Annotated in this window: 15 protein-coding genes; 7 read left to right on the forward strand and 8 right to left on the reverse strand. The window is 68.0% G+C overall.

Annotation, left to right across the window (positions count from 1 at the left end):
• Positions 1–188 precede the first annotated feature (188 nt).
• From NC4_RS21660 to NC4_RS21680, 5 genes are all read left to right on the forward strand, one after another.
• Positions 189–1,286 (forward strand): Hsp70 family protein, encoded by a 1,098-nt coding sequence (locus tag NC4_RS21660; protein ID WP_067541285.1) that lies wholly within the window; start codon positions 189–191, stop codon positions 1,284–1,286.
• Positions 1,287–1,431: 145 nt separating this feature from the next.
• Positions 1,432–2,436, forward strand: coding sequence for an AurF N-oxygenase family protein (locus NC4_RS21665; RefSeq protein ID WP_067541287.1), 1,005 nt, complete (start codon positions 1,432–1,434; stop codon positions 2,434–2,436).
• 16 nt (positions 2,437–2,452) lie between these two features.
• On the forward strand, positions 2,453–4,039 hold the full coding sequence (locus NC4_RS21670; RefSeq protein ID WP_067541289.1) for an FAD-dependent oxidoreductase: 1,587 nt from the start codon (positions 2,453–2,455) through the stop codon (positions 4,037–4,039).
• A gap of 548 nt (positions 4,040–4,587) precedes the next feature.
• Positions 4,588–6,498: an Hsp70 family protein gene (locus NC4_RS40430; RefSeq protein ID WP_067541292.1), complete on the forward strand. Its 1,911-nt coding sequence runs from the start codon at positions 4,588–4,590 to the stop codon at positions 6,496–6,498.
• Positions 6,491–7,030 carry a hypothetical protein gene (locus NC4_RS21680; RefSeq protein WP_157555031.1) on the forward strand — a complete coding sequence of 180 codons (540 nt, stop codon included), beginning with the start codon at positions 6,491–6,493 and terminating at the stop codon, positions 7,028–7,030. Before NC4_RS40430 ends, NC4_RS21680 begins: the two co-directional genes overlap by 8 nt.
• On the opposite strand, the gene NC4_RS21685 is transcribed toward NC4_RS21680, so the two are convergent.
• Together NC4_RS21685 and NC4_RS21690 are read right to left on the reverse strand one after the other, a co-directional pair.
• On the reverse strand, positions 7,017–7,778 hold the full coding sequence (locus NC4_RS21685) for an SDR family NAD(P)-dependent oxidoreductase (RefSeq protein WP_067541296.1): 762 nt from the start codon (positions 7,776–7,778) through the stop codon (positions 7,017–7,019). The genes NC4_RS21680 and NC4_RS21685 overlap by 14 nt on opposite strands.
• A 124-nt stretch (positions 7,779–7,902) precedes the next feature.
• Positions 7,903–8,550 (reverse strand): HAD family hydrolase, encoded by a 648-nt coding sequence (locus NC4_RS21690; RefSeq protein ID WP_174566872.1) that lies wholly within the window; start codon positions 8,548–8,550, stop codon positions 7,903–7,905.
• A 118-nt stretch (positions 8,551–8,668) separates the two neighbouring features.
• On the opposite strand from NC4_RS21690, the gene NC4_RS21695 reads away from it, so the two are divergent.
• The gene (locus NC4_RS21695; protein ID WP_084529576.1) at positions 8,669–9,562 is read left to right on the forward strand and encodes a CE1 family esterase; all 894 of its coding nucleotides are present in this window, start codon (positions 8,669–8,671) and stop codon (positions 9,560–9,562) included.
• 23 nt (positions 9,563–9,585) lie between these two features.
• Here the strand turns inward: NC4_RS21695 and NC4_RS21700 are convergent, their stop codons facing one another.
• The 6 genes from NC4_RS21700 to NC4_RS44785 all read right to left on the reverse strand — a co-directional run bounded on the left by NC4_RS21700 (position 9,586) and on the right by NC4_RS44785 (position 15,322).
• Positions 9,586–10,383 carry a sirohydrochlorin chelatase gene (locus tag NC4_RS21700; protein WP_084529578.1) on the reverse strand — a complete coding sequence of 266 codons (798 nt, stop codon included), beginning with the start codon at positions 10,381–10,383 and terminating at the stop codon, positions 9,586–9,588.
• Position 10,384: 1 nt separating this feature from the next.
• Positions 10,385–11,683 carry a sulfate adenylyltransferase subunit 1 gene (locus tag NC4_RS21705; RefSeq protein WP_067541298.1) on the reverse strand — a complete coding sequence of 433 codons (1,299 nt, stop codon included), beginning with the start codon at positions 11,681–11,683 and terminating at the stop codon, positions 10,385–10,387.
• On the reverse strand, positions 11,683–12,609 hold the full coding sequence (gene cysD / locus NC4_RS21710; protein ID WP_067541300.1) for a sulfate adenylyltransferase subunit CysD: 927 nt from the start codon (positions 12,607–12,609) through the stop codon (positions 11,683–11,685). Before cysD ends, NC4_RS21705 begins: the two co-directional genes overlap by 1 nt.
• On the reverse strand, positions 12,588–13,298 hold the full coding sequence (locus tag NC4_RS21715; protein ID WP_067541302.1) for a phosphoadenylyl-sulfate reductase: 711 nt from the start codon (positions 13,296–13,298) through the stop codon (positions 12,588–12,590). The genes cysD and NC4_RS21715 overlap by 22 nt, the downstream gene beginning before the upstream one ends.
• Positions 13,299–13,313: 15 nt before the next feature.
• Positions 13,314–15,110, reverse strand: a complete 1,797-nt coding sequence (locus NC4_RS21720; protein ID WP_084529580.1) for a nitrite/sulfite reductase — start codon at positions 15,108–15,110, stop codon at positions 13,314–13,316.
• A 119-nt stretch (positions 15,111–15,229) separates the two neighbouring features.
• Complete coding sequence (locus NC4_RS44785) at positions 15,230–15,322, reverse strand: Ms4527A family Cys-rich leader peptide (protein WP_353526446.1); 93 nt, start codon at positions 15,320–15,322, stop codon at positions 15,230–15,232.
• Between the two features lie 173 nt (positions 15,323–15,495).
• Here NC4_RS44785 and NC4_RS21725 point away from each other — a divergent pair, with 173 nt between their 5' ends.
• Entirely contained in the window at positions 15,496–15,903 is a 408-nt protein-coding gene (locus tag NC4_RS21725; RefSeq protein ID WP_067541305.1) for an SgcJ/EcaC family oxidoreductase, read from the forward strand.
• Positions 15,904–15,927 lie beyond the last annotated feature (24 nt).

The following is a 15,927-nucleotide window of genomic DNA, read 5'->3' on the forward strand; positions in this document are numbered from 1 at the left end:
CGGCGAACGGCTCTCAGCCGGGCGCTGAATTCTCGGGGAGGCGGGGGAGCGCAAACACTTCGCGACCTGGAATGGTTGAAGGTCTGTCCTCCGTAGCCGTGCTGGCCAGCATGGCTGTCTCCCCGAAGAGGCGCAGTTGCGGACAACTTCGTGTCCGGTGGTTGGCAAGCATCCGGCGCAGGAGTTGCATGAATTCGGGTCGGGTCCAGGGTCCGCTGCCGGAACTGGTTTCGATGAACGGCTCGTCGATCGAGGTGGATGTGATGGCGTTCGGTGTGGGACTCAGTATCGGCACGGTCAATACGGTCTGCGCGACAGCGGCCGATCGGGCGGGCAAATATCCACCGGGACGCAAGGGGGCGCCGCCGACGACCTGGCGCACGACCCTCACCTTCGACTCGTCCGGCACCGCCCGGGTCGGCCGCATTCCGCGGCACGGGCGGGTCATTACCGAATTCGCCGATCTCACCCAGCGGGGTGCGCCGGTCGCGCGGGTCGGTCACCGAGCGCTCTCGGCCGCGGATCTCATTGCCACCGTGGCCAATAGCGTGATCGAGGAGGTGCTGGGGAAGGCTCCGGCAGGACAGACGGCGCGGCCGGACACCGGCATCGCGGTCACCCATCCGGCCGGGTACTCCGCGAATCTGGTGACCGATCTGCGCACGGCGCTCGACGCGGTCGGGCTGGCCGGGGCGGAGTTGATCGCCGAGCCCATTGCCGCCGCCACCTGGCTGCGCGTCCAGCGCGGTCCGCTCATGCCGGGTCTGGCGCTCATCTACGACCTCGGCGGCTCCGGGCTGGATGTGACGCTGGTGCGGGTGGGCGCGGGCGCGCCCAGCAATCCGATCGTCGGCATACCGCAGCATTCCGCCGATTTCGGCGGGCGGGCCTTCGGCGGGCTGGTGGCCAAGAAGATGCGGCGCACGCCCGACGGGCCGATCGCCAATCGCATGGTCGACGATGCCGATGCCGGGGAACTGCGCACCGAGCACATCATGACCTCGCTGAAACTGGTCTATCGCTGCCTGCGCATCGCCGATGTGACCATGGCCGATGTGGACCGGGTGCTGGTGGTCGGCGGCGCGGCGCGCCCGCCGGAAGTGGCGCGGGTGCTGGCCACCCAGCTGGCCCGGCCGGTCACCGTGGCCCCGGATCCGGAGCGCACCATTGCCGACGGCGCGGCCATCGCGGCCCGGCAGGCGGTGCTGGCGCAGGAATCGGCGGCGCATCGGCACCACGTGCTAGCAGATCTGTTCCGGCGGGTGACCCGCGTCGCCGCCATCTGATCCGCAGGTTACCGGCCGGTTTGCTCGCCAAAACTCGGCGCGTGACGGCGACTTGTGCAAGCATCCTGCTAGTGCATGTTGACGGTACTCCGATTTGCTGTAACCATTGGGTACAGATAATACGCTGACTGGAGAGGTGACGACGATGTCTCCGACCGCGACACCCATCGACGATCCCGTGGTTGCCGAAGCGCTGGAGTACGCGCAGAAGCTGCTGCTGCTGTCGGAAGGATCGGTCAACAAGCACTTCGATCCCTATGAGGACATCGACTGGGAGAACCCGGACTTCGACGTCGATGCCAAGCCCGAGCGCTGGATCCTGCCTCGCTCCGCCGACCCGCTGGGTCGCCACCCCTGGTACCAGGCGCTGAGCGATGAGCAGAAGATCGCCATCGGCAAGTACCGGCAGGCGAATGTGGCCAAGGCCGGACTGCAATTCGAGTCCATTCTCATCAGCGGCATGGTGCAGCACACCTTCGGACTGGCCAATGGCGATCCGGAGTTCCGGTACTGCACCCACGAGATGGCCGAGGAACTCAACCACACCCTGATGTTCCAGGAGATGGTGAACCGCATCGGCGCCGACGTGCCCGGTATGGGCCCGCTGGTGCGCCAGCTGCGCCACCTCGGCGTGCCCGTGGCGGTCATGTTCCCCAATCTGTTCTTCATGGCCGTGCTCGTCGGCGAGGAGCCGATCGACCACATCCAGAAGCAGATCCTGCGCTCCGGCGAGGAAGTGCATCCGATCATGCGCGGCGTCATGGCGATTCACGTCGCCGAGGAGGCGCGCCACATCTCCTTCGCGCACGAGTTCCTCAAGCAGCACGTGCCCGAGCAGGCCATGCCGCAGCGGTTCGTGCTCTCCATCGCCATGCCCATCGTCATGTGGATCCTGGGCCGCGCCATCGCGACCCCGCCCCGGTCGTTCTTCAAGAAATTCGATATTCCGGACACCGTGCGCAAGGAGCTGTTCTACGGCTCCAAGGAGGCCAAGCAGGTCTTCAGCGACTACTACATCGATGTGCGCGCGCTGGCCCACGAGATCGGGCTCATGAACCCGATCGCCAAGCGGGTCTGGAAGATCCTGCGCATCGACGGGCCGTCCTCGCGCTACCGCTCGGAGCCGATCCGCTCCGGCAAGGCAGCCTGAGGCGGGGGGACGTACAATGCCGTACGTTGTCACCCAATCCTGTTGCAGCGACGCGTCGTGCGTGTACGCGTGCCCGGTCAACTGCATCCATCCGACGCCGGACGAGCCTGATTTCCTGACGGCGGAAATGCTGTACGTCGATCCGCAGGCGTGCGTGGACTGCGGGGCGTGCGCCACCGCATGCCCCGTCGACGCCATCGTGTCGTCGAAAAAGCTGACCGCGGAACAGCAGCCGTTCATCGAGATCAATGCCGACTTCTATCGGCAGGCGCGGCCGAGGCCCCCGCTGGCGCGGCCGATTCCGGCGGCGGAGGTCAAGGCGGGGCGGGAACCGTTGCGGGTGGCCATTATCGGCTCCGGGCCCTCGGCCATGTACGCGGCCGACGAATTGCTCACGCAGCCTGGCGTTTCGGTGACCGTGATCGATCGGCTGCGCACGCCCTACGGGCTGGCGCGATTCGGTGTCGCGCCGGATCACACCAAGATCCGCAAGGTGTCCGAGCTGTTCGATGTGATCTCCGCGCAGCCCGGATTCGGATCGTACCTGAATCTGGCCGTGGGCGAACATATTTCGCACGACGAGCTGCTGGCGCATCACCACGCGGTGATCTATGCCGTCGGCGCGTCGAGTGATCGCAAGCTCGGCGTTCCGGGTGAGCGGCTGCCGGGCAGCGTCTCCGCGACCGACTTCGTCGCCTGGTACAACGGGCATCCCGATCAGGCGGGACGGTACTTCGATCTGACGCGGCGGCGCGCGGTCGTCGTGGGCAATGGCAATGTGGCCCTGGATGTGGCGCGGCTGCTGACCACCGATCCGGAGCTGCTCGCCGGGACCGATGTGGCGCCGCAGGCGCTGGCGGCCCTGCGGCGCAGCAGGATCGAGGAAGTGGTGGTGCTCGGCCGCCGCGGGCCCGCGGAATCGGCCTTCACGGTGCCGGAGTTCGTGGGACTGCTGGGTGCCGATGTGGACATCGTGGTGGACGGCGAGATACCGGAGCCGAGCGCGGATATGCCGCGGAAGGTGCGGCAGAAGCTGAAGCTGCTACGCGAGCTGGCCGATCGGCCGACCGGCGGGCGCAAGCGGATCGTGTTCCGGTATCTGTCGGCGCCGACGGCGTTCACGGGCGTGGACCATGTGACCGGTGTCGAGGTGATGCGCAATGCGCTCGTCGCCGGAGCCGACGGTGCGGTGCGGGCCGAGGCGACGGGGGAGGCCGAGGTGCTGGAGACCGGCCTGGTGCTCACTTCCGTCGGGTATCGCGGGGTGCCGCTGCCGGGACTGCCATTCGATGAAAATGCCGGGATCATCCCGAATCTCGACGGCCGGGTGCTGGAGAGCGCCGGTGGTTCGGTGGTGTCGGGTACGTATGTCACCGGCTGGATCAAGCGGGGACCGACCGGTTTTATCGGGACCAACAAGTCCTGCGCACAGCAGACGGTGCGGCAACTGGTCGACGATTTCAATGCCGGGCGGCTGGCCGAACCGGCCGGTGGCGGCCACGAATTCGACCGACTGGTCGGAGCGCGGCGGCCGCAGGTGGTGCGCGGCGGCGCGGTGAACCGACCGCGGCGACTACTGCCACTGTTGGTGCGCAGTCGGTAGGCTGCTTCGAAACGGTCTCGAATCCGACCGCCTCTCGTGATTTTTCACAGGGGCGGTCGGTTTGTTTTTTCATTTCGAATTGTGTTGTGTGAGTTGTAATACTGCGTTTGCCCGGAACGACAACTCGGGCAGTAGAGGCGAATTCACTGTGAGTCACGGGCGATGGGCGGCCACGAGTTGGGAACTCGGCGGTAGCAACCGACCAGTGATCGGCAATCTGCGCTCCCAAACTGACGTTGCGGTTTTGTTTTTCGGACACTCATCGCGAACCGGTTGGTTTCCAATATTCGTTCGCTGTGTTGTAGCTGCAATCGAATGGTGTTGGTGTCCAGTTCGGCTCGGTCCATGCGACATAGTTGCCTGACCAGTAGTTTGCCAACTTCGCTACCGGTCGCGAGATCTTTTCTCCCGATTCGATATTCACATCCGGCATGTGCCAGCTAACCTGAACGCGCTGTTTGGAAAACGACCGCGACCACATGGTTGGTACGCCCGTGAGGCCGTGGTCTCGGTGCGTTGACGGGATAGCGATGACTGTTGGCTTTGGCATGAGCATCGGCACAGTGAACTCCGTATGGGCGACCACGGCCGGTGAACGAAACCGGCCCGCCGTGCGTGTTCGGCGCACGGCCGTCACCTTCGACAGTGCCGGTGGGCCGCGAATTGGTGGAATTCCCCGATTCGCCCCGGTTGTCACGGATTTCGCCGATCTCACGACCGAGCCGGATCCGGTGGTCATCGGCGGGCGGATCTGGTCGCCCGCCGATCTGGTGGCCACCGTTGTCAACGGTCTCATCGAGGCGCATGCGCCCGAAGTCCCGGCCGTCACCACCTATCCCGCGTGCTATCCCGACAAATACGTCACCCGGCTGCGGCGGGCCCTGGATTGGTCCGGTGCGGCCGATGTGCTGCTCATGCCCGAACCCGTGGCCGCGGTGGAATGGCTCGATGCCGAATACGGCGTCTCCGGAGCGGGTTTGACGCTGGTCTACGACCTCGGCGGCAACAGTTTCGATATCGCGGTGGTGCGCACCGAGGAGGATCCCGAGGAGCGCGGCATTCTCGGCCGCGCCGAACGCTCCCACGAATACGGCGGCCGCCCGCTGGGCACCCTGCTGGCCCGCTATGCGCGCAGCATCGCGCCCGGTGCCTCGCAGCCGGTCTCGGCCGTGGTGCCCGCCTCCGATACGAATCGCCTGCGCAGCTGGCATATTCGCAACTCGCTACGGCTGGTGCGCTCCTGCGTGCACCGGGCCGGGCTGCATCTCGACGATATCGACCGCGTGCTGCTCATCGGCGGCGCGGCGCGGCCGGCCGAGGTCGGACGCGTGCTCGCCGACCTCGGCCGACCCATCGTCATGGCGCCGGATCCCGCGCACACCGTGGCCATCGGCGCGGCCATTGCCGCCGCCCGCAGCGTCGACACCGGCTCCGCCATCGGACGCTACGCACCGCGCGCGGCCGTATTCTCCGGTGCGGCAGTGGCTTCCGCGCTCGCCATGTCGGCGGCCACCGTGCTCGGCGGCCCCACCGGCGGGCTGCCGGGGCTACAGGCCGCACCGGGACCGGTGGGCGCGACCGGCGGCGGTATCGGCCAGGGCGATGTGCTCGTCTTCGACGAGGTCGCGAGCGCCTACGGCGGAGGCGGCGGCGCGCACGCCGTCACCGCGGCGGCGCTGCGCGGCCCGACCACCACCGTCACCCAGAACTGGGTCGGCGGGCGGCCGGTGGAGGCGACCAAGAACCGCGGCTTCACCAGCAACGGGCCCGGGGACCGCTGCGATCCGCAGGCATTTCGCAATGGGACCTACGCCAATCCGGCGACATTCACCAACCCGCTGCCGTTCTGGAACTACTCCGAGCTCAGCGTCGCCGTCGGCGCCATCCCGAATCAGCTGCCCGCGGTCAGCCTCCCCAAGGCGCCGGAGGTGACGCAGCCGGGCGCGGCCCTCCCACAACCCGCTCCGGCCGACCTGCCCGGCACGACCCCCGCCGCTGAAACCGTCCCGAGCGCACCGGCTCCCGAGACTGCCCCGCTGCCCGAAACTGCTCCGGCTCCGGAAACCGCGCCCGCCCCTGGCGCCGTGCCCGCTCCCGAGACCGCACCGGCCCCGGACAGCGCCCCCGCACCGGCGCCCGATACGACGACGGACGGCGGCGTGACGACCGGCGATCCCGCCACCGGCGGAACGACAACCGGCGGAACACCTTCCGACGGCGGGACTACAGGAGGCGACACCACCTCCGGAGGAACGACCACCGGGGATACGAGCGGCGGCACCGGAGGCGACACGACCGCGGGCGGTAGCACCGGTGGAACGACGGGTGGCACCGACAGCGGCGGAGGCACTTCAGGCGGTGACCTCGGTGGTGACACCTCCGTCGGTGGTGACACTGGCGGAACCGGCGGTGGCACTTCCGGTGCTGGCGATACCGGCGGTGGCGGTACCGGTGGTTGAGGCACTGGCGGGGGTGGAACCGGTGGCGGGGGTGGAGCCAGCGGCGGTGGTTCCGGCGGTGGAGGCGGCCAAGGTGGTGGCGGCACGTCCGGTGGTGGCGCCGGTGGTGGAACCGGCGGCGGCGGAGCCAATTCCGGCGGTAGCGGAAACGGCGGCGGCGGAACTGGCGGCGGAATCGGCGGCGGAGCTGGTGCCGGTGGTGGAACTGGCGGCGGCGGAGCTGGTGCGGGTGGCGGAATCGGCGGCGGTGGAGCTGGCGGTGGCGGTGGTGTCGGTGGCGGTGGTGTCGGTGGCGGTGGAGCTGGCGGCGGCACCGGTGGCGGTGGAGCTGGCGGTGGCGGCGGGGGAGGCGGGGGCGGCAACCGCTGAGCCCGCACTAGACGGCGACGCGGATGGTGGTGGAGCCGTGGTCCACTCCGCTCCATTCCGACGTCGCTTGCGACCGGCCCACCTTCGCGCCTCCAGTGCCCGGCGCGATGGTGGGCTCGGTCGTCGCTCTCACGACTGCCGGATCGCACTCAGCGAGCGGTGAATCCGCCGTCCACGGCGAGCGCGGCGCCGGTAATGAAGCTGGCCTCGTCGCTGAGCAGGAAGGCGGCGAAGTTGGCGATCTCCTCGGGCTGCGAGATGCGGTTCATCGGATGCAGGGCCGCGGTGGCGGCCACGCCTTCGGGAGTAGTGCCCATCGAATTGCGGAAGGCTGGGGTGTCCACCGCCGCGGAGACGATGGCGTTCACGCGGATCCCCTGCTCCGCCGTCGCCAGCGCCACAGCGCGGGTGAGCCCGACAATGCCGTGCTTGGCGGCCACATACGGTGCGACCGAACCCATGCCGACCACGCCCAGATTCGAGGCGTTGTTCAGAATGGCCCCGCCGCCGGAGCCGAGCAGGGCCGGAACCTGGTGCCGCAGCCCGAAGTAGATGGCCGTCAGATTCAACTCGAGATCGGCCCGCCAAGCCTCCTCGGTGATGTCCTGGATCGGCCCGAAGGCATTGATGGCCCCCGCATTGTTGAAAGCCCCGTCCAGGCGGCCGAATTCGCTGAGCGCCGCATCGGTCAGCCGGGCGACGTCCGCCTCGACCGTGACATCGGTGGGCACGAACAGCGCCCGCCCACCGGTCGCCCGAATCTCCTCGGCGGCCTTGTCTCCGGCCTCCTTGCCGCGCGCACCCAGCACGACGGCGGCGCCCTCGGCGGCCACCCGCCGCGCCACCGCCAGCCCGATCCCCGAGGTGGCGCCGGTGATCAGAACAACCTTCGACTCGAACCGAGATCCCATGACTACGTTCCCCTTTGATGAAGAGCTGATGTACTTGACACGTCATATACAACTCCGGTCGAGAGGGCCGCGCTGGCGGAAATTCGCCGTCGCGTTGTGACGCGTCATGAAATCCGGGATCGGGTCAGGCGGGCGCGAGCAGATCCGGCAGGGCGTGCAGGTCGTCCACCACGTTGGCGTACAGCGCTCCCGGCAACTCCGAACTCAGATAACCCCACGGCCCCCGTCGAATCAGCACCGGCAGCATCCCGGCCTCGCGCGCGGGCAGCACATCATTGTCGATCCGATCGCCCACATAGGCGATCTCCACCCAGGCCACCCCCGCCACCTCCGCGACCTTGGTGAAGAACTTGGGATCCGGTTTCTCCAGCCCCCACTCCGCGGACGTGTAGATCGCGTCCACCGGCAATTCCATCCGTTCCAGCGCCGACTTCGCCTGCGGCGGTTGATTTCCCGCAATGATCACCGCAATGCCCCGCCGCCGCACCTCCGCCAGCGCCGGTCGCACATCCGGATACAGGTCGTCCTCGTCGAAGTTGTTGCGCAGGCTCTCGGGTTCCGCGGCGGCCCACGCGGCCTCCTCCGCCCACACGTCCATCCCCGGCCGCACCAAGTCGAACGCCTCCAGCAGCGGCCGCCCCGTCGCCGCCATCCCGCCGATCACCCCCAGCAGGGCGAACCGCGGCACCCCCAGCCGATCCGCCCACCGGCTCCAGATCCGAGTCTCGTCGATCAACGTCTCGCCCACATCGAACACCACGGCCTTGATCATCCGACCAGCGTATCGGCTGAACCCGCGCCCGCCGCGGCAGCCGCACCGCCCGGAACGGGAGTCGTTCGATGCCCGCAATCCGGACAGTCGGAGAAGTCAAGCGTGGCATAGTGATTCGATGTTCGGCTTCCGCACGATCGCCGTCGCCGCCATAGCGCTATCCGCGCTCGCGCTGACCGCGTGTGACAGTTCCTCCCCGTCCACCGACGCCACCGCGTCCACCACCGCCGCCACCCAGCCGGAGACCCCGGGCCCCGGCGATCACACCGTCCGCTTCGAATTCGGCGGCAAGACCCGCTCCTATGTCGTGCACGCACCGCCGGGCTACACCGCCGCCACCGCGCTGCCCCTCGTGATAGCCCTGCACCCCCGCCCCGGCGACGCCGCCGAAATCACCGAGCTGTCCGCCCTGAACGCCAAGGCGGACACCGAGAATTTCCTGGTCGCCTATCCCGAAGGCGCCTCCGGCGCGTTCAACGCCCTGATCTGCTGCGGCAGCGAAGACGACGTCGGCTTCATCAAAGCCGTCATCACCCGCCTGACCACCACCTGGAAAGCCGACCCCACCCGCGTCTACGCCACCGGCATCTCCAACGGCGGCGACATGTCCTTCCGCCTCGCCGTCGAACTCCCCGGCACCTTCGCCGCCATAGCCCCGGTCAGCGGCGGCTTCATCGGCACCCCCACCGACGCCCCCACCTACAAACCCACCACCCCCGTCCCCGTCCTCACCTTCCTAGGCGGCCGCGACCGCTACGCCGACCGCTTCGAAGCAGGCATCACCCGCTGGCAAGAACGCCTCGGCTGCACCCCCGCCCCCGCCCTAACCAATTTCCCTCGCAGTATCACCCTCACCACCGCAACCTGCGCCGACGGCAGCGAAGTCCAGGTCTACCGCCTCCCCGAAATGTTCCACTCCTGGCCCGGCGCAACCCAAGGCTCCCTCCCCGACGCCACCGCAGGCATCTCCGCCACCGACCTCATCTGGGACTTCTTCAAATCCCACCCGTAACGTGGCGGGACGGACCGGCGGGGTCAGGCCGACAGGGCGAGGGCCGAGGTGATCGCGGCGTCGTAGCGGTTCGACACGATGTCGGTGAGTGCCCGGTGCGGGCCGAGGACGTTGGCGTGCAGCACGTTCGGCGCGGCGGCCACGAGGCGGTCGGTGAGGAGGCCGGGGGCCAGGAACCATGGGGCCACGAGGATGTCGTCCGCGCCGCGGGCGCGGAGCCGGGCGACTGCGTCCACGACGGTGGGCTCGGTTGTGGCGAAGCAGATTTCGGTGTGCCAACCGGTGAGCGCCGCGAGCCGCCGGGCCACATCGGCGGTGCGGGCGTTGGCTGCCGCCGAGGAGGAGCCGACTGCCGCCACGGCAATGCCCAATCGCGTTGCGGGGTGGGTCGGCGCGAGTCTTTCCAGCACTCGGTCGCGCAGCGCGGCGATGAGTCGCGGGTCGGGGCCGAGGACATCGGCCTGAGTCAGTTGCAGCCGAGGGTTGCGGGCTTGCGCCGTCGCGAGGAGACCGGGGAGGTCGACGCGGGCGTGGAAGGCGCTGCCGAGCAGGAGGGGCACGACAATCGCGTGCGTGTGGCCCGCGGCGGCGACGGCGTCCACGACCTGTTCGACCGAGGGGGTGCTCAGATCCAGGAAGGCCAGGCGCACATCGAGATCGGGGCGGGCGGCGGCGAGCTGCTCGACCACGGCGTGCATGGTGGCGGCCGAACGCGGGTCGCGGCTGCCGTGTGCCACCGCGATCAAGGCCGGTGCGCAGCCGCGGCCGTATGACCCGCCCGGCGGGACGGCCGAGAATGCGCCGTGGCCGGACGGGGTCATATCAGGCTCCGATCTCGGGGCCGACTTCGACTGCCGTGAGGGCGTCGCCGACCAGACCCGCGGCCAGGGTGTTGCCGCCGGACGGGTCGATGAGCAGGAAGCTGCCGGTGTGGCGGTTGACGCTGTAGTCGTCGGCCACGACGGGGTCGGCGACACGCACCGAGATGCGGCCGATGTCGTTGAGGGACAGGGACTCCGGGGACGGGTCCGCCGCCAGGTGCTGTTCGTCGAAGCGCTCGATGAGTACACCGACAATGGCCTGGGTGGTGCGGGTGCCGTGCTTGAGGAGCAGGCGGGCGCCGGGGCGCAGCGGCTTGTCGCCGAGCCAGCACACGGTGGCGTCGAAGGAGTCGATGGGCTCGGGGGCGTCCTCGGCGGCGACGATGACATCGCCGCGGGAGGCGTCGACCTCATCGGCCAGAATCAGCGTGACGCTGCGGCCGGGCTGGGCCGAGGCGAGTTCGCCGTCGGGGGTGTCGATGCGCTCGATGGTGGTGCGGGTGCCCGACGGCAGCACCACGACCTCGTCGCCCTTGGTGACGGTGCCCGCGGAAACCTGACCGGCATAGCCGCGGTAGTCCGGGTAATCCGCCGTGCGCGGGCGGATCACGTACTGCACCGGGAAGCGCAGCCCGACCTTGTGGCGGGTGCTGTCGGCATCGACCGGAACGGATTCCAGGTGCTCGATGAGCGAGGGGCCGTCGTAGTACGGGGTGTTCTCCGAGCGGGAGGCCACATTGTCACCGTGCAGCGCGGAGACCGGGATCTCGACGACATCCTCGGCGGCCCAGCCGAGTTTGGTTGTCAGCTCGGTGAATTCGGCGCGGATCTTGTCGAACACACCGGCCGGATCGTCCACCAGGTCGATCTTGTTCACGGCCAGCACCAGCTTCGGCACGCCCAGCAGCGCCATGACGGCGGCGTGGCGGCGAGTCTGCTCGATGACGCCCTTGCGGGCATCGACCAGCAGGATCACCAGCTGCGCGGTGGACGCGCCGGACACCGTGTTCCGGGTGTACTGCACGTGGCCGGGGGTGTCGGCGAGCACGAAAGAGCGCTTGGGCGTGGCGAAGTAGCGGTACGCCACATCGATGGTGATGCCCTGCTCGCGCTCGGCGCGCAGGCCGTCCACGAGCAGCGACAGGTCCGGCGTGGACAGGCCCTTGTCGACCGAGGCGCGGGTGACCGCGTCGATCTGGTCGGCCAGCACGGATTTCGTGTCGTACAGCAGGCGTCCGACCAGGGTGGACTTGCCGTCGTCGACGCTGCCGGCGGTGGCCAGTCTGAGTAGGTCGGACATCAGAAGTAACCCTCTCGCTTGCGATCTTCCATGGCGGCCTCGGAGACGCGATCGTCTCCGCGGGTGGCGCCGCGTTCGGTGAGCCGGGAGGCCGCCACCTCGGCGAGAATCGCCTCGTTGTCGGCCGCATCGGAAATGATTGCGCCGGTGGTGGATCCGTCGCCGACGGTGCGGTAGCGCACCGACTTGATCAGCAGCTCCTCGTCCTCGCGCGGCCCGCCCCAGGAGCCGGGCGTCATCCACATGCCGTCGCGCAGGTACACCGGACGCTCGTGCGCGTAGTAGATATTGGCCAGCTCGACGTTCTCGCGGGCGATGTAGCGCCAGATATCCAGCTCGGTCCAGTTGGAGATGGGGAACACGCGCACATGCTCACCCGGAGCGTGCTTGCCGTTGTACAGGTTCCACAGCTCCGGCCGCTGCCGCTTGGGATCCCAGCGCCCGAAGGCGTCGCGCAGCGAGAAGATGCGTTCCTTGGCGCGCGAACGCTCCTCGTCGCGGCGGCCGCCGCCGAACACCGCGTCGAAGCGGTTCTCGTTGATGGCGTCCAGCAGCGGCACGGTCTGCAGCGGATTGCGGATGCCGTCCGGGCGCTCGGTGAGCCGCCCGTCGGCCAGATAGTCCTCGACGGAGGCGACATGCAGCCGCAGCCCGTACTTCTCTACCACGTGGTCGCGGAACTGGAGAACCTCGGGCAGGTTGTGCCCGGTGTCCACGTGCAGCAGCGCGAACGGCAGCGGCGCGGGCCAGAAGGCCTTGAGCGCCAGGTGCAGCAGCACGGTGGAGTCCTTGCCGCCGGAGAACAGGATCACCGGTCGTTCGAACTCGCCCGCGACCTCGCGGAAGATGTGGATGGACTCCGACTCCAGCGCGGCAAGCGTGTCGAAATCTGTCTCGAGGGAAGTCATGAGGCGTGCAACCCGCATTCGGTCTTGGCGAGCCCGGCCCAGCGGCCGGATCGCGGATCGGATCCCGGTTCCGGCTTCCGTGTGCACGGAGCGCAACCGATGGACGGATATCCCTCTTCCACAAGGGGATTGACGAGAATGCCATTGGCCTCGATGTACTCGGCCATCTCCTCGTCGGACCAGGCGGCGATCGGATTGATCTTCACCAGCCCGAAGCCCTCGTCGAAGGAAATCAGGGGCGCGTTGGCGCGGGTGGGGGCCTCCACGCGGCGAATGCCGGTGACCCAGGCGTTGTAACCGGCCAGGGACTTCTGCAGCGGCACCACCTTGCGCAGGCGGCAGCACTCCCCGGCGTCGCGGGCGAACAGATCCTTGCCGAGCAGCTGATCCTGTTCGGCCACAGTGTGTTCCGGCTGTACGTTCACGATGTTCACGCCGTACACCAGCTCCACCGCGTCGCGCGTGCCGATGGTCTCGGCGAAGTGGTAGCCGGTATCCAGGAACAGCACGTCCACACCCGGACGCACCTGCGCCGCCAGCTGCACCAGCACGGCGTCCTGCATATTCGACGCGACAATGTAGTTGGACCCGAAGTTCTCCTCGGTCCAGGCCAGCAGCTCCTGCGCGGTGGCGTCCGACCCGAGTTCGGCCGCGCCATTCTCCGCGAGGGCGCGCAGCTCGGCTTCGGCGAGTTTGGTTGTGGTCATTGCTGTTTCCTCCAACTACCGCAGATCGGCCTCATCGGCACGGACAGCCCACTGCGCGAAACGCTCACCCGCGTCACGGTTCTTGACGAAGTTGCGCACCACGCGTTCGATGTAATCGCCGAGCTCGGTGCTGGTCACCTTGTGCTGGCGCAGCTTGCGGCCGAAACCGCTGTCGAGCCCGAGGCTGCCTCCGAGGTGAACCTGGAAGCCCTCGATCTGATTCCCCTCGCCGTCGTCGACGAGCATGCCCTTGAATCCGATATCGGCGATCTGGGACCGGCCGCAGGAGTTGGGGCAGCCGTTGATGTTCACCGTGATGGGCACATCGAGGTCGGCATTGATGTCCGCCAGCCGGGTCTCCAGCTCGGGCGCCAGCACCTGGGACCGCTTACGGGTCTCGGTGAACGACAGCTTGCAGAACTCGATACCGCTGCACGCCAGCAGATTCCGCCGCCAATGCGACGGACGACCGTGCAGGCCGAGCGGTTTCAGCTCGTCGATGAGCCATTCGACCTTGTCGTCGGGCACATCGAGCACGATCAGCTTCTGGTACGGGGTGAATCGCACCCGATCGGAGCCGATGGACGCCACGATATCGGCGACCTTGGTCAGGATGGTGCCCGAGACGCGACCGGCGATGGGGGAGAAGCCGATGGCGTTCAAACCATTGCGCAGCTTCTGCACGCCGATATGGTCGATGGGCCGCTCCGGCTTCTCCGGCGCGGGACCGTCGATGAGCTTGCGCTTCAGGTACTCGGTCTCGAGCACCTCGCGGAATTTCTCGATGCCCCAGTCCTTGACCAGGAACTTGATGCGCGCCTTGGTGCGCAACCGCCGGTAGCCGTAATCGCGGTACAGCGAGACGATCGCCTCCCACACATCCGGCACCTCGTCGAGGGGCACCCAGGCGCCGAGGCGCTGGGCCAGCATCGGATTGGTGGACAGGCCGCCGCCGACCCACGCATCTAGGCCGGGACCGTGCTCGGGATGCTCGACGCCGATGAACGCGACGTCGTTGATCTCGTGCACCACGTCCTGCTGACCGGAGATGGCGGTCTTGAACTTGCGCGGCAGGTTGGAGTACTTCTTGTCGCCGATGTAGCGCTTGACGATCTCCTCGATGGCCGGGGTCGGGTCGAGCACCTCGCCGAACGATTCACCGGCCAGCGGCGAGCCGAGCACCACGCGCGGGCAGTCGCCGCACGCCTCGGTGGTCTGCAGGCCGACCTCTTCGAGCCGCCGCCAGATCTCCGGCACGTTCTCGATCTCGATCCAGTGGTACTGGACGTTCTCGCGGTCGGACAGATCCGCGGTGTCGCGGGCGAACTCGGTGGAGATCTCGCCGAGGGTGCGCAGCTGCCGGGTGTTCAGTGCGCCCGCATCGCAGCGGACCCGCATCATGAAGTACTTGGCCTCGAGAATGTCGATGTTCTCGTCGCCGGTCCAGGTGCCGTCGTAACCCTGCTCACGCTGGGTGTAGAGACCCCACCAGCGCATGCGGCCGCGCAGATCGGCCTTGTCGATCGAGTCGAATCCGCCCTTGGCGTAGATGTTCTCGATACGCGCGCGCACATTGAGCGGGTTGTCGTCCTTCTTGGACTGCTCGTTGGCGTTCAGCGGTTCCCGGTAGCCGAGCGCCCACTGCCCCTCGGATTTGCGCCGGACCGGCTTGCCGGTGCGCTCGCGCGGCGCGACGGGCGCGTCCGAACGAGGACGGTCCGGCCGCACGCGGCGCTCACCGGCGGGCCGTTGCGGCCGTTCGGGGCGGGCGTTTTCGGAACTGGAAGGACCGGCGTCGGTACTCGACGTCATCGGGGTGCTCCTGAAGGTCTTGCGGGCAGGCGGGAGGGGCTGACTCACGCCTCCGATATCAGCGAACCGGCATTAGCGGCGTCGCGAAGGACGCCGTCCCGGAGAGAATGGGAGCCGTTCTACCGGAGGCTTTCCGGCAGACAGCTCGCGCTGCAGACACGCTTGAAGTCGACATGGCGGCGCGCCACGAGTCGTACTCCAAGTCCAGTCATGAGGGTTATTGTGCCATGTCAGCGGGGTCGTTCCGACCGTCCGCCGATATTTTCCGGACTTTACCGGGAAATCCCCTGGACAGCCGACCTGATTTGTGACACGTCGCATAGATCAATGCCCGAAACAGTCGGGGGTTGACCTCGACCCCCGTTCAGGTTGAAAGATTTGTGTCATGACAACCGCAGACATCGACACCGCCGCCGAGATCGAAGCCATCCACGCCGTGGTGGCGGCCGTGCAGGTGGCGCAGCGTGCCGAGGACGCCGACGCCTTCCTCGCCCCGTTCCACCCGGACGCGATCTGGACCACCGGCGGCGGCAAATTCCTCAATGGCCGCGACGAGATCTCGGAGTTCACCCGCAAGGTCATCGTCGGCGCGACCAAGGACGGCTACGCCACCTACGAGCCGTTCTTCGTCCGGTTCATCCGCCCGGACGTGGCGGCCGTGAAGGTGCGCCAGCAGTACTTCAACCACGACGACGAACTCCAGTCCGAGGGATCGCCGCTCTACGGTATGACCAAGGAGGACGGCCGCTGGCTGCTCACCTTCTGCCAGAACACCCCGGTCGTCGATCACTGACGCCCGCGACCGGTCGCCGCGCGC

Origin of the sequence: Nocardia crassostreae, assembly GCF_001613405.1 — a bacterium.
Taxonomy (GTDB): Bacteria; Actinomycetota; Actinomycetes; order Mycobacteriales; family Mycobacteriaceae; genus Nocardia; species Nocardia crassostreae.